23 protein-coding genes are annotated in these 24,437 nt (G+C 63.7%); 15 read left to right on the forward strand and 8 right to left on the reverse strand.

Annotated features, from left to right (window positions below; genetic code table 11):
• Nucleotides 1-11: 11 nt before the first annotated feature.
• Nucleotides 12-467 carry a beta-lactamase hydrolase domain-containing protein gene (locus tag Mal64_RS03700; protein ID WP_146397168.1) on the reverse strand — a complete coding sequence of 152 codons (456 nt, stop codon included), beginning with the start codon at nucleotides 465-467 and terminating at the stop codon, nucleotides 12-14.
• A gap of 264 nt (nucleotides 468-731) precedes the next feature.
• On the opposite strand from Mal64_RS03700, the gene Mal64_RS03705 reads away from it, so the two are divergent.
• From Mal64_RS03705 to Mal64_RS03720, 5 genes are all read left to right on the forward strand, one after another.
• Complete coding sequence (locus Mal64_RS03705) at nucleotides 732-1,211, forward strand: hypothetical protein (protein ID WP_146397170.1); 480 nt, start codon at nucleotides 732-734, stop codon at nucleotides 1,209-1,211.
• Between the two features lie 409 nt (nucleotides 1,212-1,620).
• Complete coding sequence (locus Mal64_RS19640) at nucleotides 1,621-1,932, forward strand: hypothetical protein (RefSeq protein ID WP_197525420.1); 312 nt, start codon at nucleotides 1,621-1,623, stop codon at nucleotides 1,930-1,932.
• Nucleotides 1,853-2,149, forward strand: coding sequence for a TraR/DksA family transcriptional regulator (locus Mal64_RS20405; protein ID WP_391570395.1), 297 nt, complete (start codon nucleotides 1,853-1,855; stop codon nucleotides 2,147-2,149). The genes Mal64_RS19640 and Mal64_RS20405 overlap by 80 nt, the downstream gene beginning before the upstream one ends.
• Before the next feature lie 60 nt (nucleotides 2,150-2,209).
• Nucleotides 2,210-4,078: a transketolase gene (locus Mal64_RS03715; RefSeq protein ID WP_231993569.1), complete on the forward strand. Its 1,869-nt coding sequence runs from the start codon at nucleotides 2,210-2,212 to the stop codon at nucleotides 4,076-4,078.
• A gap of 194 nt (nucleotides 4,079-4,272) precedes the next feature.
• On the forward strand, nucleotides 4,273-5,565 hold the full coding sequence (locus tag Mal64_RS03720; protein WP_197525422.1) for a cytochrome B6: 1,293 nt from the start codon (nucleotides 4,273-4,275) through the stop codon (nucleotides 5,563-5,565).
• On the opposite strand, the gene Mal64_RS03725 is transcribed toward Mal64_RS03720, so the two are convergent.
• Nucleotides 5,549-6,001 (reverse strand): hypothetical protein, encoded by a 453-nt coding sequence (locus Mal64_RS03725; protein ID WP_146397178.1) that lies wholly within the window; start codon nucleotides 5,999-6,001, stop codon nucleotides 5,549-5,551. The genes Mal64_RS03720 and Mal64_RS03725 overlap by 17 nt on opposite strands.
• A gap of 583 nt (nucleotides 6,002-6,584) precedes the next feature.
• The gene (locus tag Mal64_RS03730; protein ID WP_146397179.1) at nucleotides 6,585-7,544 is read right to left on the reverse strand and encodes an NAD(P)-dependent alcohol dehydrogenase; all 960 of its coding nucleotides are present in this window, start codon (nucleotides 7,542-7,544) and stop codon (nucleotides 6,585-6,587) included.
• A gap of 428 nt (nucleotides 7,545-7,972) precedes the next feature.
• Between Mal64_RS03730 and Mal64_RS03735 the strand changes: the two genes are divergently transcribed.
• Nucleotides 7,973-8,485 carry a ferritin-like domain-containing protein gene (locus tag Mal64_RS03735; protein ID WP_146397181.1) on the forward strand — a complete coding sequence of 171 codons (513 nt, stop codon included), beginning with the start codon at nucleotides 7,973-7,975 and terminating at the stop codon, nucleotides 8,483-8,485.
• A 333-nt stretch (nucleotides 8,486-8,818) separates the two neighbouring features.
• Nucleotides 8,819-8,962: a YrhK family protein gene (locus tag Mal64_RS20410; protein WP_391570412.1), complete on the forward strand. Its 144-nt coding sequence runs from the start codon at nucleotides 8,819-8,821 to the stop codon at nucleotides 8,960-8,962.
• Between the two features lie 55 nt (nucleotides 8,963-9,017).
• On the opposite strand, the gene Mal64_RS03745 is transcribed toward Mal64_RS20410, so the two are convergent.
• A complete protein-coding gene (locus tag Mal64_RS03745; protein ID WP_231993571.1) occupies nucleotides 9,018-10,457 on the reverse strand; it encodes a vitamin K epoxide reductase family protein in 1,440 nt (479 codons plus the stop codon).
• 9 nt (nucleotides 10,458-10,466) lie between these two features.
• Here Mal64_RS03745 and Mal64_RS20095 point away from each other — a divergent pair, with 9 nt between their 5' ends.
• From Mal64_RS20095 to Mal64_RS03755, 3 genes are all read left to right on the forward strand, one after another.
• Nucleotides 10,467-10,685 carry a hypothetical protein gene (locus Mal64_RS20095; RefSeq protein ID WP_231993572.1) on the forward strand — a complete coding sequence of 73 codons (219 nt, stop codon included), beginning with the start codon at nucleotides 10,467-10,469 and terminating at the stop codon, nucleotides 10,683-10,685.
• Between the two features lie 182 nt (nucleotides 10,686-10,867).
• Nucleotides 10,868-11,167, forward strand: a complete 300-nt coding sequence (locus tag Mal64_RS03750) for a Rho termination factor N-terminal domain-containing protein (RefSeq protein ID WP_146397187.1) — start codon at nucleotides 10,868-10,870, stop codon at nucleotides 11,165-11,167.
• A gap of 345 nt (nucleotides 11,168-11,512) precedes the next feature.
• Nucleotides 11,513-11,764 (forward strand): hypothetical protein, encoded by a 252-nt coding sequence (locus Mal64_RS03755; protein ID WP_146397189.1) that lies wholly within the window; start codon nucleotides 11,513-11,515, stop codon nucleotides 11,762-11,764.
• Between the two features lie 162 nt (nucleotides 11,765-11,926).
• Here the strand turns inward: Mal64_RS03755 and Mal64_RS03760 are convergent, their stop codons facing one another.
• Both Mal64_RS03760 and Mal64_RS03765 read right to left on the reverse strand, forming a co-directional pair.
• Nucleotides 11,927-12,571 (reverse strand): hypothetical protein, encoded by a 645-nt coding sequence (locus Mal64_RS03760; protein WP_146397191.1) that lies wholly within the window; start codon nucleotides 12,569-12,571, stop codon nucleotides 11,927-11,929.
• 355 nt (nucleotides 12,572-12,926) lie between these two features.
• Nucleotides 12,927-13,904, reverse strand: a complete 978-nt coding sequence (locus tag Mal64_RS03765; protein ID WP_146397193.1) for a hypothetical protein — start codon at nucleotides 13,902-13,904, stop codon at nucleotides 12,927-12,929.
• Nucleotides 13,905-15,394: 1,490 nt separating this feature from the next.
• Between Mal64_RS03765 and Mal64_RS03775 the strand changes: the two genes are divergently transcribed.
• Nucleotides 15,395-15,724 (forward strand): rhodanese-like domain-containing protein, encoded by a 330-nt coding sequence (locus Mal64_RS03775; RefSeq protein ID WP_146397197.1) that lies wholly within the window; start codon nucleotides 15,395-15,397, stop codon nucleotides 15,722-15,724.
• A 478-nt stretch (nucleotides 15,725-16,202) separates the two neighbouring features.
• Here the strand turns inward: Mal64_RS03775 and Mal64_RS03780 are convergent, their stop codons facing one another.
• A complete protein-coding gene (locus tag Mal64_RS03780; protein ID WP_146397199.1) occupies nucleotides 16,203-17,366 on the reverse strand; it encodes a zinc-dependent alcohol dehydrogenase in 1,164 nt (387 codons plus the stop codon).
• 213 nt (nucleotides 17,367-17,579) lie between these two features.
• Between Mal64_RS03780 and Mal64_RS03785 the strand changes: the two genes are divergently transcribed.
• On the forward strand, nucleotides 17,580-18,863 hold the full coding sequence (locus tag Mal64_RS03785; protein WP_231993573.1) for a cytochrome P450: 1,284 nt from the start codon (nucleotides 17,580-17,582) through the stop codon (nucleotides 18,861-18,863).
• A 674-nt stretch (nucleotides 18,864-19,537) separates the two neighbouring features.
• Here the strand turns inward: Mal64_RS03785 and Mal64_RS03790 are convergent.
• The gene (locus tag Mal64_RS03790; protein WP_197525423.1) at nucleotides 19,538-20,689 is read right to left on the reverse strand and encodes a XylR family transcriptional regulator; all 1,152 of its coding nucleotides are present in this window, start codon (nucleotides 20,687-20,689) and stop codon (nucleotides 19,538-19,540) included.
• Nucleotides 20,690-21,280: 591 nt separating this feature from the next.
• Between Mal64_RS03790 and Mal64_RS03795 the strand changes: the two genes are divergently transcribed.
• The 3 genes from Mal64_RS03795 (at nucleotide 21,281) to Mal64_RS03805 (ending at nucleotide 24,391) form a co-directional block, all read left to right on the forward strand.
• Nucleotides 21,281-22,717, forward strand: a complete 1,437-nt coding sequence (locus tag Mal64_RS03795; protein WP_197525424.1) for a hypothetical protein — start codon at nucleotides 21,281-21,283, stop codon at nucleotides 22,715-22,717.
• A 223-nt stretch (nucleotides 22,718-22,940) separates the two neighbouring features.
• A complete protein-coding gene (locus Mal64_RS03800) occupies nucleotides 22,941-23,942 on the forward strand; it encodes a DUF1559 domain-containing protein (RefSeq protein ID WP_197525425.1) in 1,002 nt (333 codons plus the stop codon).
• A complete protein-coding gene (locus tag Mal64_RS03805) occupies nucleotides 23,939-24,391 on the forward strand; it encodes a hypothetical protein (protein ID WP_146397209.1) in 453 nt (150 codons plus the stop codon). The genes Mal64_RS03800 and Mal64_RS03805 overlap by 4 nt, the downstream gene beginning before the upstream one ends.
• The last annotated feature ends 46 nt before the right edge of the window (nucleotides 24,392-24,437 follow it).

Genomic DNA, 24,437 nt, shown 5'->3' on the forward strand with positions numbered 1-24,437 from the left:
ACGATTGCGGCCTACTGGGACACGGCGTGCGAGTCGACGTACTGACGCACGAACTGTTCCAGTTGGGGCTGATCACATTCGAAGCCCACCTCCTTTGCTTTCTGTAGCGTCTCTTCACCACTCATGCCTTGTTCGACCGCAACATGCATCATCACCATGGCTCCGGCACGTTTTCCGCTCTTGCAGTGGGCAAACACCGGCTTGGGAAGCTTCGCATATTTCTCACGGAACCGATCCACCAAATCTGGGCCCATCGACTGCATCGATACAGGAATGTTCGAATATTCCATACCCGCCGAGCTGACGACTTCGCCTTCAGCTTCAGGCGAGAGGGGTTGTTCGTCTTCGTCTGCTGTGCGGAAATTGACCACCGATTTGAATCCCTGACCGCCGAGTTTCTGGATTTCATTCTCTGTAGGTTGTGGTCCCACGGTTAATTCGTCGTTTATCTTTGTTTGCTGAGCCATGATTCTCTCCTTGTTTTATGTTGTTACGATGGTCACTGAATCTCGAGCGAACCATCATGGGCGAATGCAAATCCTGCGCCTCACCCGCTCGGTGTGACCAAGTCACGACATTCGCTTACTTCCAATTTGCTTGCATGCAGGTCACGCTACGGCCGAAGTCGCATATTCGGATAGCCGCTCGCATCGATTTTTGCGACAGGGTCACTGCTAACACCCCAACGCGGCGGCGGCCAGACTGCCGACGCGGTCGTTTACGAATCAGATTTGCGCATTGCGCTAGCCGCTGGCGAGAGAGGCGGCACCGACGCCACGGGCGTGCAGAGCGGCTCGGCCAGCGTCTATTTCCAGACACGCAGCGGCAGGAAGCAGAAGCGGTACGTGAAGCTGTCGCTGTGCGTCACCCGCGGCACTATGCTGCCGGGCGCCCTGGCGGTGAGCTGGGGGCCGTTGGGCGACAAGGCTGTCGCCGGGGCACTGCTGGAGAGAGCGAGCGTCGCCCTGCAGCCCGCTACGCTGCTGGCCGACGCGGGCTACAACGCCGAGTGGGTCCACAAGTTCTGCCGCGACGACTGGGGCGTTGAGAGCTGGCGTGCACCGAGCGGATGGCGGAGTAAACAGCAAGCACCGGTCGAAGATGACGCCAAGGCGGCTGAAGAAGAACGGCTACGGCAGGCGTTGGTTCGTCGAGTCGTTCATGAGCGGGCTGAAACGGACCACCGGATCGATGCTCCAGGCCCGTCATGACGCCTGCATGTTCACCGAGGCCGCCATCCGCGTGCTGGCCTACGCCCTCCAACGTTAACTCAGCATGCGGAACGCTCGTCTGTTCTCAACAAGGCAAAACTGTCTCTAGAGCGTTGTTCCTCGCACACACCGCGAGGTCTCACATCGCTCCCAACTAACAAAGCAATAAGCATCAGGTTTTTCCCCAACTTCTGGAAACACGCTGTCAGGTCGGCTGCCCGAATGCCGTTCGGAGCTAAAGCCCGAACACCAGAGTGGTCGCTCACGCTCCAATCCTATTGCCACTCGCTGCCAATCAACGCGTTGACACGAGGCACACGGATTGCACAGTCCAACAATGTCATTCATCGCCAAAAGAAAGCGATAGACAGTGTTTGCGGCTCGTCTCTAACGGGCAGGGTAGCAAGTTATGAAACATCTTCTTCCCCAGCCGGTAGTTCTTCCCCGACCAGTAGCCAAGTCGTTCGCCATCGCCACGCTCGCTTTCGCCTTCCTATCTCAAACGCCCGAGAAATCAAACGCCCAACCTTACCGTTATGTTCCGGCTCCTAGGGTCAGCGTCACGCGGGGTAATTCCTCGCCCTATTACGGGCGCGGCTTCTACCGCAGCTATTCACCCTATCGATACCGTTCCGACCTGCGTGGGCTCCTACGCAGCTACTACCGGCCGTCGATCTTCGGGCTTCAGTACTGCTACTGGAACTACCGCGGATGGCGGTGATCAACGATTACAAAGCCGGAGGAGGAAACCATGCGTCTGCAAGAGAAAGCCTCCCCCCCGTTTGGTCCTGCAGCAGACCGAGGGAGCTCTCGCGCGGATCGAGGCGGGCGAGTACGGCGATTGCGCGCACTGCGGTGAACCGATCTCACATGAACGTCTCGACGCCGTGCCCTACGTGTCGCTTTGCATCGGGTGCGAGCAAAAGACCGTGGGCTGACACCCCCCAAGCCCGCGTGAAGACAGCTACATCAATCCGAACCGAACCATGGAGGAAGCCGTGACACCGTCTGATCGCGACCGTCTCGAAGATCTCTGCCGCCTGATGCGGACCTGGATACTCGAATCGACCCACGCGGCCGGCTCGGGCCACCCCACATCGTCGCTGTCGGCGGTCGAGCTGATGGCGGGACTGTTCTTTACCGGCCAGCTGCACTACGACCCCTCGGACCCCGACTACGCCAACAACGATCGGGTGATCTTCTCCAAAGGGCACGCTTCGCCGTTGCTATACGCCTTGTGGGCCGCCGCGGACCAGATCGATGAGGACGACCTGCTCACCTACCGAGACTTCAACAGCCCGCTCGAAGGGCACCCGACCAGGCGGTTCGAGCTGGCCGAAGCGGCGACCGGGTCGCTCGGCCAGGGTCTGTCGATCGGCGTCGGCAAGGCGCTGTCCGCCAAGCGTCTCGACAGACTGCCCTGTCGCACCTACGTGTTGCTGGGCGACAGCGAGATGGCCGAGGGGTCGCAGTGGGAGGCGGTGCAGATCGCCGCCCACTATGGACTCGACAACCTGGTCGGCCTGCTGGATGTCAACCGGCTCGGCCAGCGCGGCCCGACGCAGTTTGGCCACGACCTGCGGGCCTACCAGCAGCGTCTCGAGGCGTTCGGCTGGAACGTCGAGTTGGTTGAAGACGGCCACGATCTCGAGCGTGTGGAGACGGCCCTGGCGTTTGCCCAGAAGGCGAGCGGGCGGCCGACGATGGTCGTCGCCAAGACGCTCAAGGGACGCGGCGTGTCGTTCCTTGAGGACGAGGAGGGCTGGCACGGCAAGGCGCTCGACGAGGACCAGTTGAAGCGGGCGCTCGACGAGATCGGCGGGGTCGACCGCTCGCTCCGAGGCGAGATCGCGCGGCCCGAACGCATCGAGTTCGCTGAGCCCGCCAAGGAACAGCCGGCGGGCGACGTGGAGTACGCGTTGGGCGACCAGGTCGCCACGCGCGACGGCTACGGGTCGGCCCTGTGCCGCATCGCCCCTCTATTTCCGGGGCTGGTCGCCCTCGACGGCGAGGTGTCGAACTCGACCCGCGCCAAGGCCTTCCGCGAGGAGCACCCCGACCGCTTCTTCGAGATGTTCATCGCGGAGCAGAACATGGCTGGCGTGGCCCTCGGCATGGCGTTGCGGGGCAAGACGCCGTTCGTCTCGACCTTCGCGGCGTTCCTCACCCGCGCGTTCGACCAGGTCCGCATGAGCGTCCACTCGGGCGCCGGGATCAACTTCGTCGGCTCGCACGCCGGCGTGTCGATCGGCCAGGACGGACCGTCGCAGATGGGCCTGGAGGACCTGGCGATGTTCCGCCTGCTGCCGGGCTCGACGGTGCTGTACCCCTCGGACGCGGTCTCGACCGAGCGGCTGGTCGAGGCGATGGCCCGCGAGCCGGGCGTCTGCTACCTCCGCACGACACGCGGCGACACGCCGGTGATCTACGAGGGCGACGAGGAGTTTCCCATCGGCGGCTGCAAGGTGCTGCGTCACAGCGACCGCGACATCGGCGTGATCGTCGCCGCTGGCGTCACGCTGCACGAGGCGCTCGCGGCCCACGACACGCTCCGCGAGCGGGGCGTCGCCGTGCGCGTGATCGACCTCTACAGCGTCAAGCCGCTCGACGCCGAGACGCTGCGGCTGGCGGCCGAGGCGACCGGCTTCGTGCTGACGGTCGAGGACCATTACCCGGAAGGAGGCCTCGGCGAGGCCGTCGCGTCGGCGCTCGCCGACCATCCCGCGCCGGTCTTCTGCATGGCCGTCGACCACCGCCCCCGCAGCGGCGAGCCAGAAAGGCTGCGGGATGAAGAGGGTATCTCGGCCAACGCGATCGTGAACATGGTCTCGAACCTCGCCAGCACGATGCAGCCGAACTTTCGTTAGTCTCAGAAATGACTCCATGCCCCCCCAACGCTGTTACTACCGAAGAATTCCCCGAAGGAGACGCGTCGATGACTGCTCCGCTATCGATAGCCCAACGTCGCGCAGTGTTCGTGTTGCTCGTTTTTCTAGGCTTTGGTTTGTGCCCGCTGGCCTCGGGAGAAGAAAACGGAACGAAACTGCCCGTTCAGACCTACATGCCTGTCACCAACGGCAAGAGTTTTGAGAGCGTGATGCGCTCGGACTCGGAGAAGAAGCAACAGGTCATGGACCGGCAAAAAGAGATTTACGAGTCGCGTTACGACCTCAGCGACAGGCCATCGGACACGATGATGTCGGCGGGCAGGAAGCCGGTCCAAGAGGGGGTGCGGGTCAAGCCGCCCGAGGGAGCGAACTGGGAACGGCTGGCGGGCATGTCGGCCGCGGAGATCAAGCGACAAGACCTGTTCCCAATGGGCTTCCGCCCGCTGCCCCACACGAAGCACGCCACCGGCGGTCAGGTGTTCCCCCCCGAGCAGATCGACGCGATCCGCAAGGCGGAGGGCCGCGACCTAGAGCGGTTCGACGTGGCGTTCGACCTGCCGCCGCACCTGACGCCCGAGTTCCCGCCGCCGGTCTACCTTGCCAGCCGCCCCGACCTGGGCGACGTCTCGCAGGGCCAGGTGCTGACGATCAAGAACTACTTCGGCCTGCTCAAGGGCAAGGCGACCCCGGTTCAGATGGAGGGGATGCGGCTGCTGCTCACGCCCTTCCCGCAGCAGCAGTTCAACCAGACCGACGACCGCAAGGTGAGGGAGCCAAGCCTCGGCGTGTCGTGCCTCGACTGCCACACCAACGGTCACACGAACGCGGCGTTCCACCTCAACCCGGACACAAGGCCCCAGGAGGCGCGCTTCCGCATCGACACGGTGAGCCTGCGGGGCGTGTTCAACCAGCAGATCCACGGCTCGAAGCGGTCGCTGCGGAGCGTTGAGGACTTCACCGAGTTCGAGCAGCGCACGGCCTACTTCGACGGCGACCACGTCACCGCCGCGAAGAAGGGTGTGCACCTGCCGAACCGATCGGACGCGGTGTCGATGATGGCGCAGATGCAGAACATGTTCGACTTCCCGCCGGCTCCGAAGCTCGACGTCTTCGGCAAGCTCGACCCCGCCCTGGCGAGCGAGCTGGAGCTGCGGGGTCAGGAGGTGTTCTTCGGCCGGGGCCGCTGCGCCGAGTGCCACCCGGCGCCCTTCTACCTCGACAATCAGATGCACGACCTGCGTCTCGGGCGTTTTTACGAGCCCGGGATGGTCGCCGGCCAATACAACATGGCTGACGGGCCGATCAAGACGTTCACGCTGCGGGGGATCAAAGACTCGCCCCCCTACCACCACGACGGCCGCTTGCTGACGCTCGACGACACGGTGGAATTCTTCAACCTGGTACTCGGCCTTGAACTGAGCACGGAAGACAAGCGGGCGCTCGTGGCCTTCATGCGATGCCTGTGAGGCGACGCTTGGGGAACCAACCGATCGCCCCTCGGCTTGGTTGCAGGCTCCGCTCTTCGTCGACCAGGATCCGCACGCTGTGCGAGAGCACCTGAAGCACTTGCACGCGGTAGCGGCGATTGACGAGAAAGGACTTCCCCGCCTTCCTTTCCAGCATCAAGAGACACTCGCCGCGGCCCGAAACATAATGACCGGGGCAATCGATCGTGGCGGAGCTCACGTGACCGGCGCCGTGGCCAGCGTTCGGCCGCACACGGATGGCGAATACCACCTCTTTACGGCGCCAATCGAGCCGCAACGGCATGAGCTCGTGCGCGTCGCCCAGTCGCAAGGAGTTGCCCCTGAGCAGCGTGTGGAGGCGGCTGCCGGTGAGGTTGTTGTTGTCGGCGCGCTGGTGAGAGCGCGGAGCGGGCGCAAACGCCGGTGATTCTTCCATGAGAGCTTCCGTACGTTGGGGGATAGCGTAGGGGGACGACCACGGCCGAGTCCGCTCGGGAGGCTCTGCTCGAACGCGCGTTCAACCCGTGGGGCGCTCGGCGTCCGTCTTCGCAGAGAGGCTCTGTTCGTCGACGTCGTACCGGGGGTTTTTCTACGAGTCTCTGCGGGTCAATTCGTGGGAGGAACATCTGTTCCGAACAGGGAATAGTGCGAGGCGGCTCACAGCATCGCGCGGAGCGGCCTGTTTTTGAGGATATGCAAACTCGGCGCCGTGGCGCCCGCGCGGTTCATGCAGGGCGGGGTCCGAGCGGCGGCGTCCCCCAGATGCCGTTACAAAACAGCTTGTCCGGCACTGTGTATCCATCGGTCGCGTCACGTCCTCGGTCGCGCCGAGCGGGAAATATCAAGCCGTGACAAGTGGCTCAACACCCCTTGCTAGAAATCGACCGATCGGCGGCCGGCCAGACGGTCAAAGTCGAGATCATTTCTGTGAATGCCCCGCTTCCAAACGGGCTCACGAAAGATCACACAATACCAACGACACCGTGCGTGGTGGTCGGATCCGCGAGTGGTGGAATCCACTACGGCGTAACAACCAACTTGCCGCAGAAGCTCTCGCTCTCGATTCGTCGGTGGGCCTCGGCGGCTTCCTCGAGAGGGTACACGCGATCGACTGTCACGCCGAGTCGCCCTTCATTGCGCAGCCGCAGAAGCTCCTCCAAGTCTTTCCCGCGCGAGACGGCGAGCATCGGCTTCGCTTGCCGAGACTGGGGCCACGTGACCAGGGCCACGGCCAACCCGCGGAAGCTCGGCTCGGTCGTGACGTAGCGTCCCTCGGCGGTTAGGGCGGGCTTGGCGTGTTGGTACGAGCTCTTACCGGCCACGTCGAAGACGAGGTCCCAGCATTGCCCGCTCTGGACCCCCGTCTGTGCCCCTGTCTCGGCGTAGTCTTGACGCTCGTAATCCAAGAAGTCGTCGGCGCCCAGCGAGCAGACGAACGCCTCATGCTTGCCGCTGGCGACGCCGGTCACCGTGGCGCCGTACGCCTTGGCGATCTGGACCGCGAAGGCTCCCACGCCGCCGCTCGCGCCGAGCAAGAGCACACGGTCGCCTTTTTGCAGGCGCCCGTGGTCGCGCAGCGACTGCAGCGCAGTGGAGCCGGCCAGCGGCATCGAGGCGACCTCTTCGAACGGCAGGTCGTCCGGCAGCGGGACGACGCTCGTGGCGGAGCAGGTCGCCAGTTCGGCGTAGCCGCCCCCGTAGAGGTGGTCGAGGAAGGCCATCACCCGCTGGCCCTCGCCCAGCGGGCAGTCGCGGCCCGCCCGCTCGACGACCCCCGCCACGTCGTACCCCGGCACGCGCGGGAACCCCCCCGGCAACAACCAGCGGACCTCGCCGCTCCGCAACCGGGCGTCGATCGGGTTGACTCCGGCCGCGGCGACACGGATCAGCACTTCGTCGGCGGCCGGGCGCGGCGCGGCCGTCTCAGTGGGGAGCAAGACGTCGGGCTCACCGTAATCCTCGTACACGATCGCTCTCATAGTATCTGCGCGCCGTAGGGGGTTTGTGGGGGCGTGGGATGGGGAAGCCGTGTGCAGGTTCCATTCCTGTTCCCGCCTGCCTTCCAACCAGTCGCCCCCACACCGCCAAGCGGGGCGCCCCCTATGTTGTGTAGCGCCATGTTGTGTAGCGCCTGCGGAGCGCCGGCTCTGGCGTGTCAGCAAACAAAGCGGTCGGCGGGCGCGTGGGCTGCACCCTAGCGGATCAGAGCGGAGGTCTGATCGAAAACGTGCTTCGGACGGTTGCGCTCGATAACGGGCTGCTAGATCCCCGGCTAACAAGCCTAATCCAGTAGCCGGCGGGGCGTCGGCGCGGCGTTTGCGTGTCGCCTCCGCAGGAGACGTTCGTAACGACTCTCGTCACGACAAGACCACTCACGAGTCACTATTTCGATACAAGGAGATCAGTCATGGGACTCTTCACAAGCAAGCACTTCGACACCCTCAACGAATTGTTTTTGGCGCAGCTCAAGGACCTCTACGACGCGGAAATCCGGCTGACCGAGGCCTTGCCAAAGATGGCCGACGCGGCCGACTCGCAGGAGCTCAAGCAGGCGTTCCAGAGCCACCTCGACGAAACGCAAGGCCACGCGCAGCGTCTCGAGCAGGTGTTCCGCACGCTCGACGCCGAGCCGGAGCGTGAGACCTGCGACGCGATGAAGGGACTGATCAGCGAGGGCGACGATGTCGTCAGCGCCAAGGGCGACCCGGCCGTGCTGGACGCCGCGCTCATCGCGGCGGGGCAACGCGTCGAGCATTACGAGATGGCCGGCTACGGCACCGCCCGCAGCTTGGCGAACCAGCTCGGCTTGGCCCAGGCGGCCGGCCTGCTGCAGCAGACGCTCGACGAGGAGGGTGAGGCCGACAAAAAGCTCAACGCCATCGCCGAGTCGTACGCCAACGTGGCGGCCGCTCAGGCGTGAGCCCCACAACCATTTAGCGTAACCAGCGGGCGGAGCGCCCTTTGCCGGAAGGCCCCACGCCGATAGGCGCGGCGCCGGAAGGCTTGGCGCCGAGCCTGCTGGTTGCGTTTTCTGCTGCGCCACTGTGAGCCCGACCCGATGACCCAACGAATCCAGCCACAAGGAAAGCAGCTTCAGGGCGAGGGGCCTCAAGGCGCCCGGCCGCGACGCCTATCTTCCTTCCGCAGACCACGCTCTTCGTCCGAAGAGAACAACGGGGAGGAGCCTCAACGCCCGGCGTTCCTCCGACGCTACGCCTGGGCGTTCGTCGTCGTGGGGCTGGCGGGCAACGCGATGTTCTTTGTCGGCAGCATCTGCTTCTTGAGCGAACGCAGCCAAACGGCCGGGGTGTGGATGTTCATTCTCGGTTCGGGGCTAATGCTCGTCAGCAGCGCCGCGGGCGTGATCGATGAGTACGCGCAACGCCAACGTGAATAGCGCGAATCGTACGGCTGGGTGGCGAAGATCACGAGGCGGCCCCTGGTTGTGCGCTCTAACGGACGAACCGGTCCCACGAGCCGTAACGCTCACACACCACACCGCGCGGCGCCGAGAGCGCAGCGACGGCGAGGCCCATGGCGGTGCAGGCGACGCCGTACACGACGCCCCCACCATCGAGCGCCCAGGGGGCGGCGGCGACCGCCACGCCCAACGGGATGTTCAAGAGGCGCCCGACGCGCACCACCTCGCCCATGCAAACGACCGAGACGGTCGCGATCAACGCCCCGCCGATGTGGGCGACGTCGGCCGCCGCCGTCTCGACGCCGACGCCCAGCCAGGCGGGCGCCGCCATCAGCGCCACGCCGAGCGCGGTCGAGGCGGTGAGCGTCCAGGGGAAACTCATCCCCCAGATCGAGGCGAGGAATACCTCGCGCGGGCGACGGGGGAGCTCGATCAACTCGGGCGAGCGCTCGTCCGGCGTGCAGCCCTCGGCCTCGCCCCCCTTCCAGAAGATCGCCCATAGCGAGCCGCCGCGGTCGCCGCGGCGCTTCGCCCGCACCACGTGCAGGCACATCGCCACGACCTCGTCGACCTCGAGCGGGATCATCGGCAGCATGATGAGCGCCGCCAGCAGGCACATCGAGCACCAGTGGTGGACGAGAACCGGCTGCGAAGCGACCAGGAAGATGTGCGTCAGGCCCAGCGGGATGACCAGCACGCCGAAGAACGCGACCATCCATGGCATGGTGCGCCAGCGCGACGGGCTGCCCATAAAGCCCATCAGGAACTCAAACGTGTAGCTGAGCGACCCGAGGCCGGCGTCGGAGATCGGCCAGGCGTGCGACATCTTCGAGTCGAGCACTTGGCGGGTCCCCTGGGCGAAGCCGAAGAAAGGGTCCCACACGTAGGTGGTGTAGCCAAGCTGGTACACGGCCAGGTACCGCGACACCAGCCAACCGGCCAGCCCCGTGGCGATCATGATCCACCGTTGCGGCCAGCTCGAGGGGTTGTAGGTCCAGCCCGGCGGCGTGGGCGGGCCGTGCTTCATGTACATGATCATGTTCGGCATGCCGGGCACGAGGATCGTCAGCGAAATGAGCCAGGCGCCCACCAGCGTGTCATTGAGGTACCCCGAGGCGGTCGGGGCCCACAGCACCACGGGCGCCGCAGTGAGCCAGACCCCCACGAAGCAGCATCCCCACAGGCTCACCGGCCGGTCGGTCGAAAGCGCCCGCCAGCCGAGCACAACCAGCACGGCCCCGGAGAGAATGTCGCTCCAGGTCATGAGCCAGGCCCTCAGGGTCGTGTGCGTCTGGTCGCTGAACCACACGCCCCGGCCGCCGCTGGGGTCGACCCACAGCCCCTCGTTCAGGTAGCCGAAGCTCCATGGGGCGACGAGCAGCCACAGGCCCAGAGCCACGATCGACCAGTAGCACCACAGCGTCTGCCTGTGGTGCGTCTGGAGCATCCGCCGCCGGTCATCGACTGACATGGCGTGGCCGTGCTGGTCTCCGCCGCAGTGATCTTGCCCGCCCGGCGAGTCCTCGCCCCCGTCTCTCTGGTCGTGTTCGTCATGGCCATGATCGCCGTGATTGGGTTCACCTTGCTGGTGATCGTCGTGCCTGTGATCGCTGTGCAATCCGACTTCCTGTTCGGCCATCGGGCGTGTGACTCCGCGGGATTTCATCGGCATCGATGGGAGTTAGGGGCCGGGAGGTGAGAGGACGACTGCTTGCGACGTCCATGCAGAAAGCGCGCCACTAGCGCGGCCGCCCGGTCCACTCCGCCCGGCACACTTTTTGCCCGCAACACTTGGCGAGGGTCGCTCGAAGAGCACGCCTACCGAGACACGAGTTGGAAGTGACCAACAAAACACAAGCCACTTTGTGAAGGAGTACCGTCATGCCTCAAGCCTGGAGCGACAAAGACGAGCGTCAGTACGAGCACGTCAAAAAGAGCGCTAAAGACCGGGGACGCTCCGATGATAGGGCCGAGGAGATCGCGGCCCGAACGGTCAACAAACAGCGCCGTCAAGAGGGGCGTACGCCCAACAAAACGACCCAGGGCACGGGCAACCCGAACACGGCGTTCGAGGACCGCACGGTCGAGGAGTTGCGAAATCGGGCTACTCAACTTGGCATCAAGGGACGCAGCAAAATGCGCAAGGAAGATCTGATCCAAGAAATCCGATCCCACCAATGAGAGCCGACTTAAGAATTCTTCCCACGAGCCGGGGCCTGCTCGATTGTCAGCGCTGCTCGCCTTATGGCCAAGGCGCCTTTTTGTTAGCCGCATTGCTCCGTGTCTAACCGAGAGGTGCGACTACCAAGGAGGCATTACCGTTGCGAGAGAACACACAGGTTCTTCAATTAGCCTATGCGACGAGCCTCAGGGAAACCGGCCGGTGAAGGGCTTCAGGCATGACAATTGCTGAAAGACCAGTTGACTGACCCCTCGGGTGTTTTGGATCAAAACACGGAGTCTTCGATTTCGTCAATCGAGACTCCTCCGATCCCCCCAATCTATTAATCCGAAGGAGATAGCGTAATGGACTTACACGCACAGGATGAGATGCAGCATCTCGGCAAGAGCGCCGGTTGTCAGAACCACAACCACGACATCATTCACGAATTGAGTCGACGTCTCGACTCGCTGTGGCGTTACGACCAGTACATCGCCAACGCGGACTTCCGCGACGGCCTGAGGACCTTCTGGGAGGACGCCAAGCGCCAGGAGGAAGAGAACATCGAGAGGCTCAAGGGCTTGCTCTGCGAGGAGCTCAACAGCGGCTGCTTCTGATTCGGAAGCGCCGGCAGGGCCGACACCCTGTGTGGCCAGCTCCGAACGCCCGTCGTGAGACCGCTTCCATTCAGCGGCTCGCGGCGGGCGTTCTTTTTGTTGATCATGCTAAAGGGTGGAGGGGCTTCAAGCTCTATTCCTGAAGCACTATTCCTTGCCGCTTCATTCGAAATCGCTGTACAGGTCTTCTGATTCGAGGCGGACCAGGGCTACTACCAGTCGCGGTAACTCCTTCTTATCAACGAGCCACTTCAGTCCCTGGGCGTCGCTGGCCAGGCCCAGCCTGCTGGCGGCCCTCAGCGCCCGTGCGTCGGCGAAGGGCGCCTGCTCGTCCCAAACGAGCTGGACCTCGCGGAAGAAGATGTCGGCGCCAACTTCGCCGATCCCCTTGAACTCCTTTAGCAGCTCGCGCTGCTCCTGCGGGTCGCGTTCAGCCTGCTCGCGGACGCCGCGCAGGTCGCCGCCGTAAACCTTCTGAAGGTGCTCGCACACTTCGCCGAGCATCCGACTGGTGCTCTCGTCGTAGCGGGCGTATCCCGATTCGTTTAGGGCGCGGGCACGCTGCTCCCAAGTCGACCGGGCCATCTTGTCGACGGTGGTCCAGCCCTCGTCGGCAAGGCGTTTGGCTGCCGCCGTGGCCAAGTCGACGCTGATCCTCGTGCTGTAGAGCAGCGACGCGCACAGCCAGAGGAATAGCGGGGCGGCCGTACCCTTCCCAAGGTCGATCCCCAGCTCCTCGGAATACAGCCGCCCGTGACGCTCGACGAGTTTCCGGGCGAGGTCGTGCTTGGTCGTTGTGACGCTCATGGATTTGGTCTCCCCGGCTGGGCCGTGTCTCAAGCGGACGAGCTCCGGCCTGGGCGAACGATCGCAGGCCGTTGAGGGTGGGGCTTCCCCCGGCTCGCTCGCGACGAAGCCGACGGGGGCTGTCCCCGTGGGGGCGCTGCGGCGTGACGACGTATCCGGACAATCCATCACGAGAGATGCATGGATCGCGGTCGCCGCCTCCGAAGTGGAGATACTCTTTAAAAGTAGGCGGTGTGTCAAAGAAGGCGGCGCCGTCGGATTGCCGACGGCGCCGCCCGTTCACTGCACGACGGTTCACGTCGCTGCCTTTCACTTCGCTACTGGCGGCCTCCTATGCCGTGGCGGCCCCCGAGCATCAGCGGCGCTGCTGGCTGCTCTTGTAGTTCTGCAACGCCTGGGCGAAGCGTTGGATCTCACCATTCCAGCTCGCCGTGACGGTGGCGCCGTCCTGCTGGACCTCGACGTCCTCCACCATCTTGCGGAGCGGCTCGGAGTCCATGAGACTCACCTTGAGCATCGCGGAGAAGCCCTCGACCACTTGCTTCATTTGCGAGGCGACCTCCTCGTTACGGGCGACGAGCTTCAACTCGTCGAACAACTTGCCGTCACGCTCGCCGGCCGCAAAACAGGCCCGCTTGTGCTGACGCAGCAGCGGGAACATCGCCCCCTCGTGCGGGATCGATTTGAGCTCAATCGCGGAAGCGTACACGACGGCGTTCTCGGGGACGCCGGAGGTCAGCTCCGAGTCCTCCCCCTTGAGTGAAGCCGAGTGTCCCTCGATCGTCTCCACCGCGTCCTTGACGCTGCGCTTCGATTTGGCGTAGGCGATCGTGTTGTCGTCCACCAGCACCCAGGCGACCGTGTGCGACTTCTTGTCCTTCTTGGAGGACCACTCGTCGCCCCGCGAGTCGTGCGGCTCTTCTTTGTTCTTGGACGCCTGGCAAGTGTAGATCGTGTGCCCTCGCCACGCGGTCTCTTGCACGTCTTTCTGCTTATTGATGCGTGAACGCACCTTGTCGGCATTGAAGTCGGCCGTCAGCAGCATCACGCAATCGCCCTCGCCGTAGCCGCTGCCGTAGAGCGTGACACCCTCGAAGTCCTCCCGCGTGTCAATGCCGTACGTCTCTTGCATCCAGTTACGGAATTTCTGCGCCCGATCGGGCCACGTGCCGCGGACCTCCTTGAGAGCCTTGGTCTCTTCGAGGGCGGCCAGGTCGACGTGGGCCAACCACTTCGTATCCTCGGGCACCTGATCGGCATTGAGCGGTCCGGCCGATGCGATGGTCGGCAGCGCGATCGCCAGGGCGAGCGCCAAAACAGTTCGGTAAATCATCTCGATATCTCCTTGGGTTTTAGAAAGGCTGTTGAGGGTCGGGTCGATTTAGAATCCCTTGAGAATCCCTTGCAACGCTTCTATGCGACGGATTGAGCATTCCGCGTGCGGGTTCGCGAAACCGCTCCACCACCGCTGCCCCCTTCCTCATCCAATAAAGAGGTTCTTTCCTGGAGAGAGGGGGGCAACGAGTGGAGCCTCCATTCGACCGTGCTAGCTCAGGTCATTTCGGATCCGCCGGAGTGCGATAATCGTTCGACCTGTAAACCTCGTCGCGCCAATACGACTTTGACGCGTGATAACCCCCGTCCGAGCCGCAACTGTAACGGTCGTTATCGCGGCAACCGTTATGGTAGTATCCGCCATGACTTCCACAGCCCTCTTGGTAGTACCCGCCATGGCTGCCGCCACGTTCGTGGTAGTATCCGCCATGGCTTCCAGATTCATTGTGGTAATAGCCTCCGTGGCTACCGCAGCTATTGCCCCAGCGCCCGAAGTCGCCGCTACCTCGGTCGAACAACCAGCCGGCATCGGCTGTAGTCGCAACCAACACGCAGCTGCTGAAAAGTGCGATGAACCTAATAGTTCTCATTCCAAACTCTCCTTATCGTCGGATGGTCTCAGCATGCTGACGAGTCAAACCACCTACCGCCAAACCGCCGTGAACGATCCCAACACGGCGCCGCGCGCACTCGTCAACATGAGGACACAACACGGGTTCGTCGCGCCAGGGGTGAGCAACCATCGTGCCGAGCGCCGCCCCTTTAGGCACGAGCACATAGAATTGGTTGTCGGGAGCGGCGGCGAGAACCGATCTTAGAAGCCACGACCGCAGGTACAGAGGCGGTCTAAGAGACACGGTAAGGTTTGTGGCGGATCGAATAAAATGCGTTCTTTGCGACAACACCACACGTGGCGCATGCAAGCAGTCCCGGTTGGGAGCGCGCGTTGTCCTATCAACTTGTGTTTGGCGCATTCAGTTTGCTTGGTTTGCAATCTTGCACCGTAAGCCGGGTGAGGCCGCGTGGACCATCGCGCCGGAGGCGTAGGCCCCCGCCTCCCTGAAGACGCCGGGGCCCTGCGAGGTGGCGTTGCGTGGTCAAGTGTCGCCGTGAGATCAAGCACTCCACAGCGTCAAAACGTGGGGCACACGGATTGTCTCAGGCCGCGTCAACGCAGGCGATTGACGAATCCGCCTGGAGCCACCGAAGACCGCCTTCTGCGTCGACTCGCCAGCCGCCGCCTCGCCAGCACGGGCAACTAGAAAGCGAAAGACACCTCTCGGACTCTCCATGCAGGAGATTTACCCCATTACTTTACGAGGCGGGGGGGAGGGACTGGAACACGCATTGCAGCGATAGGCATCCATGCACACGCACGTGTATCGCCGCGTGCGGCGCTACACTTCCGCCACCGAACGCTGTTCGAAGTAGAAGTACTGTTTCAGATAGGCGACAATCACCCCTGGCCCTATACGAAGGAGGCATCCGATGAAGAAAATCGACGCGGACCAATTGCGTTCAATGTTCGACAACAACGCCGATTTCCTGCTGATCAACACCCTATCCGCCGATAACTTCGCCAAGACGAAGATCGAAGGGGCGGTCAATATCCCGCAGGATCAGGACCAATTCGTGTCTGAAGTCGAGTCGCGTGCCGCCGACAAGTCGACGCCGATCGTCGTCTACTGCGCGAGCGCGGACTGCAACTCGTCCGACAAGGCGGCCGAGAAGCTTGACGCGGCGGGGTTCACCAACGTGATGGACTTTGCCGAAGGGGCGGCCGGTTGGCAAAACGAACCGGCGACAGCGCCGAACTGACACGTGGCTTTAGCCGTGTCTAGAGCGGTTTACGAGTTGTGTGGACGAGTGGAGAAGCGAAAAGCGGCATGGCAACGATGAGGTCGAAGTGAGCAGTGCGGTGCATTGTCGATGCAGACCGACGAAGCCAAGCCGGCTATCACGATCCGAATGTCCACGCCAACGAATAAACCGCTTTAGGATCGCCGTTTCATCGGGCCGGCGGGCGACCGCCGGCCCGATCCCTTTGCGGCGGGTTGGCGGCAGGCGTTGGTTGCCATGCAAGGGATAAGCCTCTGCTCATCCGAAGCATTGCTGCTGCACGCCATGCGTCGATCTGGTCACCGACGACTCACAGCAACGTGTGCCCACTGGACTGGCGCCACCCGCCGTAGGCTCAACACTGCTCTGATTAACCGGCATAGAGCCTCGCCGGGGGGACGCGGGCCGTTGGAGGCCACCGGGCCGTTGCTTCGAATTAGCATCGCGGCAGGCAATCTCACGACATTTGAACGGCCGGGGTGACCAATTCGACCTTGAGCCACCCCTCCTCGCGGCGGTCGAACGCCTCATAGGCCTCGATCGCCGAGACGAGTTTTTCTTGCTGGGTGACGAGCCGCATAGGGTCGACCGCACCAGTCTGCACCAGCCGCAGCAGCTCGGGCATGTAGCGGCGGTGATTGCAGTTGCCCATGTTGACCGTGAGGTTCTTGTTCATTGCGGCGCCGATCGGGAAGCGGTCGTGCTCCGGGGGGTAGACGCCGATGATCGATACCGTGCCCGCCTTGGCGACACTCTGCACGGCCCAGTCAAGCGCCTGCGACGGGGCGCCACCCGGCTCCCACAGCTCGCCCTCGCCCTCGGAGGGTTCCGAATCGCCCCGCCTCTCGGCGTCGACGCCCACGGCGTCGATCACCCTGTCGGGCCCGATGCCGCCGGTCAGGTCGCGGAGCGTCTCGACCGGGTCCTCCTCGTCGAAATCGATCGTCTCGGCGCCCTGGGCGGTGGCGATCTCAAGCCGGCTGGGGAGGTTGTCGATCGCCAGCACTCGGCCGGCGCCGAGCAAGAAGGCGCTGACGATCGCGAACTGCCCCACCGGGCCGCAGCCGAAGACCGCCACTGTGTCGCCCGGTCCGACTTCGGCCAACTTGGCCCCGAAGTGGCCCGTCGGGAAGATGTCGGACAAGGGGATTGCTTGCTCGTCGCTCACCTCGTCGGGCAGCTTCACCAGCCCCACGTTAGCGAACGGGATGCGGGCGTACTCGGCTTGCAGCCCGTCGAAGGGGCCGGTGGGCTCCGGGCCGCCGTAGAACGAGGTGCCCGCCAGCGATCCGTTGGGGTTGGCCGTGTCACACTGGGCGAAGTATCCATCGCGGCAGTAGGAGCAGCTGCCGCAGCCGATCGTCGATGGGATCACGACCCGGTCCCCGGCGCGCAGGTTGCGTACGCTCCTGCCGGTCTCGACCACCACGCCGACCGCCTCGTGGCCGAGCACCGTGCCGGGCTTCATGCCGGGCGCCGTGCCTCGCACAAAGTGGAGGTCGGTCCCGCAGATGGCGCTGGTCGTGATCTGAACGATCGCATCGTTGGGGTCTTGGATCTTCGGCTCGGGGATGTCGTCGAGACGGATGTCGCCGACGCCGTGAAAAACTACGGCTTTCATGGCAGGTGCTCCTTCGGCTGGTGGGAGGTATGGCGTGGTAGATTCGGCTCGGCAAGCGCCAGGAAGTGCAACGATACGGCACGAATTACGTTTGCTATTTACGGACTCTCTCTATCTCAATGCTTGCAACTCATGCGCCACAGCCAAGGCCGGCGGCGCCATTGCGCCGACCAACGGCCGTCGCGACCCCCTTGCGTCAGGAGCGCACGCACCTTGAACACGACCGCTAGCAAGACGCCGTCTTACCCCGAGGCGACGCTCGCCCTGGCCGCCGAGCCGTACGACTTCATCTCGCGCCAATGCAGCCGCTTCGGCACGGACGTCTTCGCGACCCGGCTGCTTCTGCGCAAGACGCTTTGCATGACGGGCCCCGACGCCGCCAGGCTCTTTTACGACGATTCAAAGTTCCGCCGCGCCGGGGCGGCGCCGGGCGCTTTGACCAAAACCCTCCTCGGTCGGGGCGGCGTACAGGGCCTTGATGGCGAGTCGCACCGGCGCCGCAAGGCGATGTTCCTGAGTATGACCGACGACGGGCACGCCGCGGCGATGGCCGCGTGTTTCCACGCGCGGCTGCATCACGACGCCGGGTCGTGGTCCCGGGCCGGCGAGGTGACGCTCTACGGCGCGCTGCACGAGGTACTATGCCGCGCCGCGTGCGAGTGGGTAGGCGTCCCCCTGCCCGAGGAGGAAGTCGGCTTGCGGACGCGGCAGCTGACGTCGCTCTTCGACCACGCCGGCTCGCGCGGTCCCAAGCACATCCTCGCCCGTTGGCGCCGGTGGCGGGCCGATCGCTGGATGGAGCGCGTCGTTCAGTCGGTGCGCTCGGGCGAGCTCGTCCCGCCGCAGGGGGCGCCGCTGCGAATTATCGCCGAGCACGTCGACGCCGATGGCGCGCCGATGACCGACCATGAGGCGGCGGTCGAGGCGCTCAACCTGGTCCGCCCGGTGGTGGCCGTCTCGGTCTACGTGGTGTTCGTGGCGCTCGCACTCGAGGAGCACGCCGGCTGCCGCGAGCGTGTGAGAGCGGGCGACGACGCACAGCTCGAGTGCTTCGCCCAGGAGGTGCGGCGCTACTACCCCTTCTTCCCCTGCCTCGTCGCCGAGACGCGGGACCGGTTCGAGTGGCGTGGCCACGAGTTCCCCGCAGGCCGGCGGGTGCTGCTCGACGTCTACGGCACGAACCACGACCCGCGCGTCTGGGACGACCCCGAGGCGTTCCGCCCCGAACGGTTCGCCGACGGACGGGAGCGTCCTTTCGGCTTCATTCCCCAAGGGGGTGGCGACCCGGCCCTCACCCACCGATGCCCCGGTGAGCGGATCGCTCTGGAACTGATGAAGACGGCGGCCGCGTTCTTGACGCGTGAGATCGAGTACACGGTTCCCCAACAAGACCTTCGGGTCAACCGCAGGCGGATGCCGGCGTTGCCGGCCAGCCGATTCCACCTCAATGTATTGAGGCTGAATCCAGTGCCGCCCCGGCAGAATTCCGCCCCATGATCTAACCGCCTACTTGCTGTTTTGCACCGTCTCTCGTCCTTCTTAGATACGTGCCCTACCCCTATAGGCTAGTACATCAAAAAAGCCCCAATCGTGTATATAAACGTGGCAATAAACTATGACCACTGATGTAGTAAGAATGCCTAAAAATGGACACTCTTGACGACCTCACGACTTCGTATTATTGTCGTAAGTCGTTGGGTAATAGCGGCTTAAGAAGCAAGCCAGAATCTAGCCTGTTGAGCTGTTGAGCTAGGGGTGCTTAAGCAAATTGCCGTGTTTTTCAGGGCCGCCCGGCGATGAGCAAGCCCTCGGCAAAAAAGCGAGACCCAGATTATTGCAGGTCATCGCTCGGGTGGCAAGAACCGAGGCTACTACTATCGGCCGCCCGAAGGGCGATACGCCGCTGCTGGCGAAATTTTGCGATTTCCGGAGCGGGGATCCGCGGCTGAGGGCGTAATGAGTCGGGCGTCGACGGGCGGGCCAGACGTTATCGCTGAGAGTCGGCGGGCGGCTACTGAGCAGCAGTTCCTCTTAGCTAGCCGGCCAACTCGCGAGTCGATCGAGCCGAATTGCTCTGCGTGAAGGTGGGTTGTAGCGTCCCAATCTCCGTCGATTCGGCTTCCTACAGCGCGGCGCCGCGAGTCCACCTTGTACTCAATGCGTTATCGGCCTCAGCTGTTGCGGTACTTGCCAGGAGACAAGCCGGTCTCGCGTTTGAACATCACCCCCATGTACTCGGAGTGCTTGAAGCCCGCCAGGCCTGCGATGTTCTCTAGCGACAGGTCGGTCATCTTCAGAAGCTCTTTGCAGCGAGCGATCTGCACGTTGCGTATCTCCGCCTTGGGCGACCTGCCAAAGTGCTCGCGAAAGCCTCGCTCTAGCCAACTCCTCGAGACCGACATGTGGTCCAGGACATCCTGCACCGTGGCGCCTTCGCAGGCGTGATCACGGATGTACCGCAAAGCCCGGGCGATCTCGGGGTCGGGCACGGCGAAGATATCCGTGGACTGGCGGACCGCGACGCCGAGCGATGGGATCTCGGTGGTCTCGTTTTCGATGGCGCCGTTCTCCTCGCCTTGCATGATCTGGTCCAGGCGTTTGGCCGCCACGAAACCGATGCGTTCGGGATCGAGGATGATGCTCGACATCGGCGGGTTGGTGAGGTTGCAAAGCAGCTCGTCGTTGTCGACCCCTAGCACGGCGACCTCTTCGGGGACCATCAGGTTGGCGCGACCGCAGGCGTCGAGCACGTGGTGCCCCAGCAGGTCATTGGTGGCCAACACCCCCACTGGTCGGGGCAGGCTCACGAGCCACTCGGCGAGCCGCTCTTGGTCTTGGTCCCACTTCTGCGCTTGGACACGGAACGGTTGCTCGTAGACGCGGCATTCGTGCTTCGTGAATTCGACTTCCGCCACAAACCCATCGGCCCGTTGTTGCGACCAATGCTGTCCCCGGTAGTGACAGCAGGCGAAGTGCTTGAAGCCACGCTCGATAAAGTGCTGGGCGCCGGCGCGACCACACGCGCTGTCCGCGGAGCAGATCCGCGGGATTCCCATGCTGGGCGTGAAGTTGCTCAGGTCGATGACCGCCATGCCGCGGCCCAGGATCGTTTTCTTCGAGTCCTCGGTGAGCTGCCGCGTGATGATGCCGTCGCCGCTCCAGCGAGAGAGCAGCCGCGTAACGTCACCGCCGATCTCGTGCTGCTCGATGTAGATCGACCACGGACGGCTCGAGATGAGGTACTGAGAGATCCCTTTCAAGATGCCGCGTCCGTAGAGACGCGAAGTCTCGACATCGAGGGCGACTCTTGGGCGTGATGTCATTGCGTGCGTTCCTGGCCTGGGTCGCGAAACAACAGGCGGCTGCTCGCTAGCCGCGTTCCGGGTGGGGCTGTGCGAGAGAGTCTTGACGCTGTGGCCAACACGATCCAGCAGGGGACGCGTTGATCGCAGCATGCAGCCGAAAAATAACTCTTATATGAAGAATAACTATTCTCATATGCAGCTACAACACAATCGTGTGCCGTCAGACTGGATGCTCTCGGCCTGCACGGCGTCAGTTGAAAAGAACGGCAATTACCGTGGCTTGGAGCGTTTATGGCAGCGGATCGCCATGCGGGCTGCCGCCGCCCAGCGACCCGCAAAGATCCTCTGTCGCTCCGGCAAAGAATCTCCTTTGTTATCGCTGCCGAGGTAGGTAGGGTTGGCTGTGGCTTCGGTGATCGAACAAGTGTGCTCGCTAAGCGAGACACACAAACTCATAGCAATCGAGGCGGTGCGAGGGAGTATGGACAGAGGGCCGGAAGTTTTTTGCAGGACGATCCAAGTGATTCAGTGACACGACTCTGCGGCCGGTCGAAGCAACGGCGGAAGCGGCCGAGAGTTTGGCAAGACTACTCTCCAATGGGGGATGCGATGATTCTTAAGACGTGCGCCTATGTCTCTTCTGCACTGACGCTGTGTGTCGCGTGTGGAGCCCATGCGGCTTCGCCCGTGACGGTGCTTGATAGTTCATTCGAGAATGTCCTCGCCGCCGCGACCCCTGAGGTTGTGGACGGCCCTAGCCCCTGGCGATTCGCGTGGGGGGGTGGCTTTGCGAGCCTGTACGAGTCGCCCTCGCCGCTGTACCCCAACCAAGATGGCGATTATTTGGGGAATGTCTTTCTCACCGAAGAAGCCGGCTTCGCCGCTCTCTACCAAGACGTGGTGACCATCCAAGAAGGCACCTACAAGTTCACGCTCGGTGTGGGCCACGAGCCCGACGCCGAGCCGTCGGATCAGCCGTTCCGGATCAACTTCGAGGCGACCGGCAACGGCCCTACGACGCTTGTGCAAGAGAACACTTATCCGCTCAACGCCTTTGACAGCGACGGGCTGACCGACATCACGGCCGAGGTGACCTTCGCTCCTGGCCACCCGGAGATCGGACGTAAACTCCGTCCCGTGCTGTTGGCCTCGGGTCCCGATGCGGGGACGAACCCCGAGGACCCTCGGGCTAGCTACATGATGGACAACGCACGTCTCGAGTTCACGCCCACCGGCGGTCCCGATGAGATGGTCCGCGTTGGTCAGCATTCGTTTGACCCGCTTGATTGGAATCTGGCCGCCGGCACGAACGCGAACGCCACGCAGTACCGGCCCGAAGAGCCGCTCTTCGCCAGCCAAGACAGCGACCAGCTGGGAGCCTTGACCGTGCGCGGCGAAGGGGGCTGGGGGGCGGCGTTTTATCAAGACACCACCACGATCGAAGAGGGCGTTTACTCGCTGACCGTCGGTGTGGCCCACGACCCGGAATTCGAGCCGACTAGCGCGCCGTTCCAAATCAACTTTGAATCGGTGGCGGCCAACGGCGCCGTGACCCTCCTGGGAGAAAACGTCTTCCCTGTGGGCTCGGCCAGCAGCACCGACCTGACCGACCTGACGGCGATGCTATCCATCCCCTCAGGGCTGCCCAACGTCGGCGAGACTCTGCGTCTCGTGCTGCTGACGACCGGCACCGACGCCGGCTCGAACACCGAATCGGACGACCCGCGTGCGATCTACCTGCTCGACAACGTGCGTCTAGAGTTCGAGGCGGCGACCGGCGGCGTGCTTGTCGGTGACTTCAACGACAACGGGGTGGTCGACGCCGCCGACTTTACCGTGTGGCGTGACAACCTCGGGGCCGGCGACGAATCGTCGATCAACAACGCCGGCGACGGTCTCGGCGGCGTGGACATGGCCGATTATGACCTGTGGGTGGCCAACTTCGGCGACACCGCCGAGGCGTTGGCGGTCTCGGCGCCGGAACCGGCGGCTCTCTCGCTGCTGCTGCTCTTCGGGGCCTCGTGGGCCCTGCGTCGTCGGCAATGAAGCCAAGAGGCGCCCCAGCGACTAAATGCTCTGCAGTAAATAGCGGCCGGTCCGCCGCTCGGCGAAGGGCGTCGATATCGAGGGGCAGCCGCGGGCCGCTGCAACCTGGGGCAGGGTTGCAGCGGCCATGCCGCACCAACACACCAGCAGCAGGCCGCTATCCCCCACAGGGAAGAGGCCGCCGCGGAACGCGTGAACTCGCTTGAACGAAAGGGAAAAGATGGTGTCAAGGAATCACATCTCCCGGCTGAGGGAAGAGGGCGAGCCTAACGGGCGTCGCCAGCGTGCTCGGCGAGGATTCACCCTGGTCGAATTGCTGGTGGTGATCGCGATCATCGGCATCTTGGTCGCGTTGCTTCTGCCCGCGGTGCAGTCGGCTCGCGAGGCGGCTCGTCGCACGCAGTGCATGAGCAACCTCAAGCAGATCAGCCTGGCTTTGCAGAACTTCCATTCCGCCAAGCAGCACTTCCCCCCGGGGTCGCACGCCGAGAACGAAGCCGAGCGGACCGCGGTGCACCAGTGGACGATCTACCTGATGCCGTACCTCGAGGAGTTCGCGATCGCCGACCGCTACGACTGGAGCGCCGGAGACCGCAGCTCCGGGTTCGCCGCGATCAACGGTCCGTTATTCCGCACGACAATCCAGTCGTTCCTATGCCCCAGCGATCAGATCGGCTACGTCAAAGACTGGGGCTGGTCGCACTCAAACTACGTAGGCTGCTTCAGCGCCGACGGGTCGTGGGTCGAGCCCGAAGGATGGACGGCCGACAACAACATCAACCACGCTTTCTACAACCCCTCGGTCGATTCGGGCCGGCGGGCCATCTTCAACCTCAACCGGACCCGTGCGATGAAGCACGTGGTCGACGGCACTTCGCACACGTTCGCCTTCTCTGAGGTGATTCACGGGGCCGACGGGCAACTCGATTTCCGCGGCACGTGGTGCGTCGATCACGGCGTGGCCTACACGCACCGTCTGGGGCCCAACTCGACCCTGGATGATAAAGACGCCTACGCCTGCCCCTACCCGCCTCGGCCCGGTGTTCCGTGCTCCAAGTCACCGAGCTTCGGCACCGCCTACTGGGCCGCCCGCAGTTTGCACGTCGGCGGCGTGAACGGGGCTCGCGTCGACGGCTCGGTGCAGTTCGTTCCTGACAGCGTCGACTCGGAAGTTTGGATCGCGTTGGGGAGCATCAACGGCGGAGAGGCGGACGCCAACCTATGAACAACCGCAGCCGATTCTCACCCGTCGCCGGCCGTCTTGCCTGTGTAGCGATGCTGTTCCTCGCGGGCTGCAGCAGTTCCCCCCAACGGGAGATCCGCGGCCAGGTCAGCCTCGATGGCCAGCCCCTCGAATCGGGCGAGATCCTATTCAAGCCGACCGCCGGGAGCGTCGGCCCCACCGCGGGCTCTTCGATCACGGACGGCGAGTACTCGATCCCGGCGGTCGCCCAGGGCGTTATCGCGGGCAACCAATACCAGGTATCGATCACCTCGATGGCGGGCAGCGGCCGCATGGCCCCCGATCCCAATGAACCGACGGGGCAACGCGAGTTGCTCGAGAACATCGTCCCCGAGCGCTACAACACCGACACCGAGCTGACGATCACCGTCTCGGCCGACAAGAGCGAGAATGTATTCGACTTCCCGCTGGAAAGCACACCCGAGCTGTAGCGGCCAGATCTGCTGCCAACGGCTCCGACCACGGACCTCAATGAAC

It is taken from the genome of Pseudobythopirellula maris, assembly GCF_007859945.1.
Lineage (GTDB): Bacteria > Planctomycetota > Planctomycetia > Pirellulales > Lacipirellulaceae > Pseudobythopirellula > Pseudobythopirellula maris.

Bases quoted from the DNA above. Each gene is read 5' to 3' on its own strand.
- Mal64_RS03795 (WP_197525424.1), top strand. From the start codon at position 21,281: ATGATTCTTAAGACGTGCGCCTATGTCTCTTCTGCACTGACGCTGTGT.
- Mal64_RS19640 (WP_197525420.1), top strand. From the start codon at position 1,621: ATGAAACATCTTCTTCCCCAGCCGGTAGTTCTTCCCCGACCAGTAGCC.
- Mal64_RS03755 (WP_146397189.1), top strand. From the start codon at position 11,513: ATGGACTTACACGCACAGGATGAGATGCAGCATCTCGGCAAGAGCGCC.
- Mal64_RS03790 (WP_197525423.1), bottom strand. From the start codon at position 20,689: ATGACATCACGCCCAAGAGTCGCCCTCGATGTCGAGACTTCGCGTCTC.
- Mal64_RS03780 (WP_146397199.1), bottom strand. From the start codon at position 17,366: ATGAAAGCCGTAGTTTTTCACGGCGTCGGCGACATCCGTCTCGACGAC.
- Mal64_RS03765 (WP_146397193.1), bottom strand. From the start codon at position 13,904: ATGATTTACCGAACTGTTTTGGCGCTCGCCCTGGCGATCGCGCTGCCG.
- Mal64_RS03700 (WP_146397168.1), bottom strand. From the start codon at position 467: ATGGCTCAGCAAACAAAGATAAACGACGAATTAACCGTGGGACCACAA.
- Mal64_RS20410 (WP_391570412.1), top strand. From the start codon at position 8,819: ATGTTCTTTGTCGGCAGCATCTGCTTCTTGAGCGAACGCAGCCAAACG.
- Mal64_RS03775 (WP_146397197.1), top strand. From the start codon at position 15,395: ATGAAGAAAATCGACGCGGACCAATTGCGTTCAATGTTCGACAACAAC.
- Mal64_RS03735 (WP_146397181.1), top strand. From the start codon at position 7,973: ATGGGACTCTTCACAAGCAAGCACTTCGACACCCTCAACGAATTGTTT.
- Mal64_RS03745 (WP_231993571.1), bottom strand. From the start codon at position 10,457: ATGTCAGTCGATGACCGGCGGCGGATGCTCCAGACGCACCACAGGCAG.
- Mal64_RS03730 (WP_146397179.1), bottom strand. From the start codon at position 7,544: ATGAGAGCGATCGTGTACGAGGATTACGGTGAGCCCGACGTCTTGCTC.
- Mal64_RS03725 (WP_146397178.1), bottom strand. From the start codon at position 6,001: ATGGAAGAATCACCGGCGTTTGCGCCCGCTCCGCGCTCTCACCAGCGC.
- Mal64_RS03760 (WP_146397191.1), bottom strand. From the start codon at position 12,571: ATGAGCGTCACAACGACCAAGCACGACCTCGCCCGGAAACTCGTCGAG.
- Mal64_RS03750 (WP_146397187.1), top strand. From the start codon at position 10,868: ATGCCTCAAGCCTGGAGCGACAAAGACGAGCGTCAGTACGAGCACGTC.
- Mal64_RS03720 (WP_197525422.1), top strand. From the start codon at position 4,273: ATGCCTGTCACCAACGGCAAGAGTTTTGAGAGCGTGATGCGCTCGGAC.
- Mal64_RS03805 (WP_146397209.1), top strand. From the start codon at position 23,939: ATGAACAACCGCAGCCGATTCTCACCCGTCGCCGGCCGTCTTGCCTGT.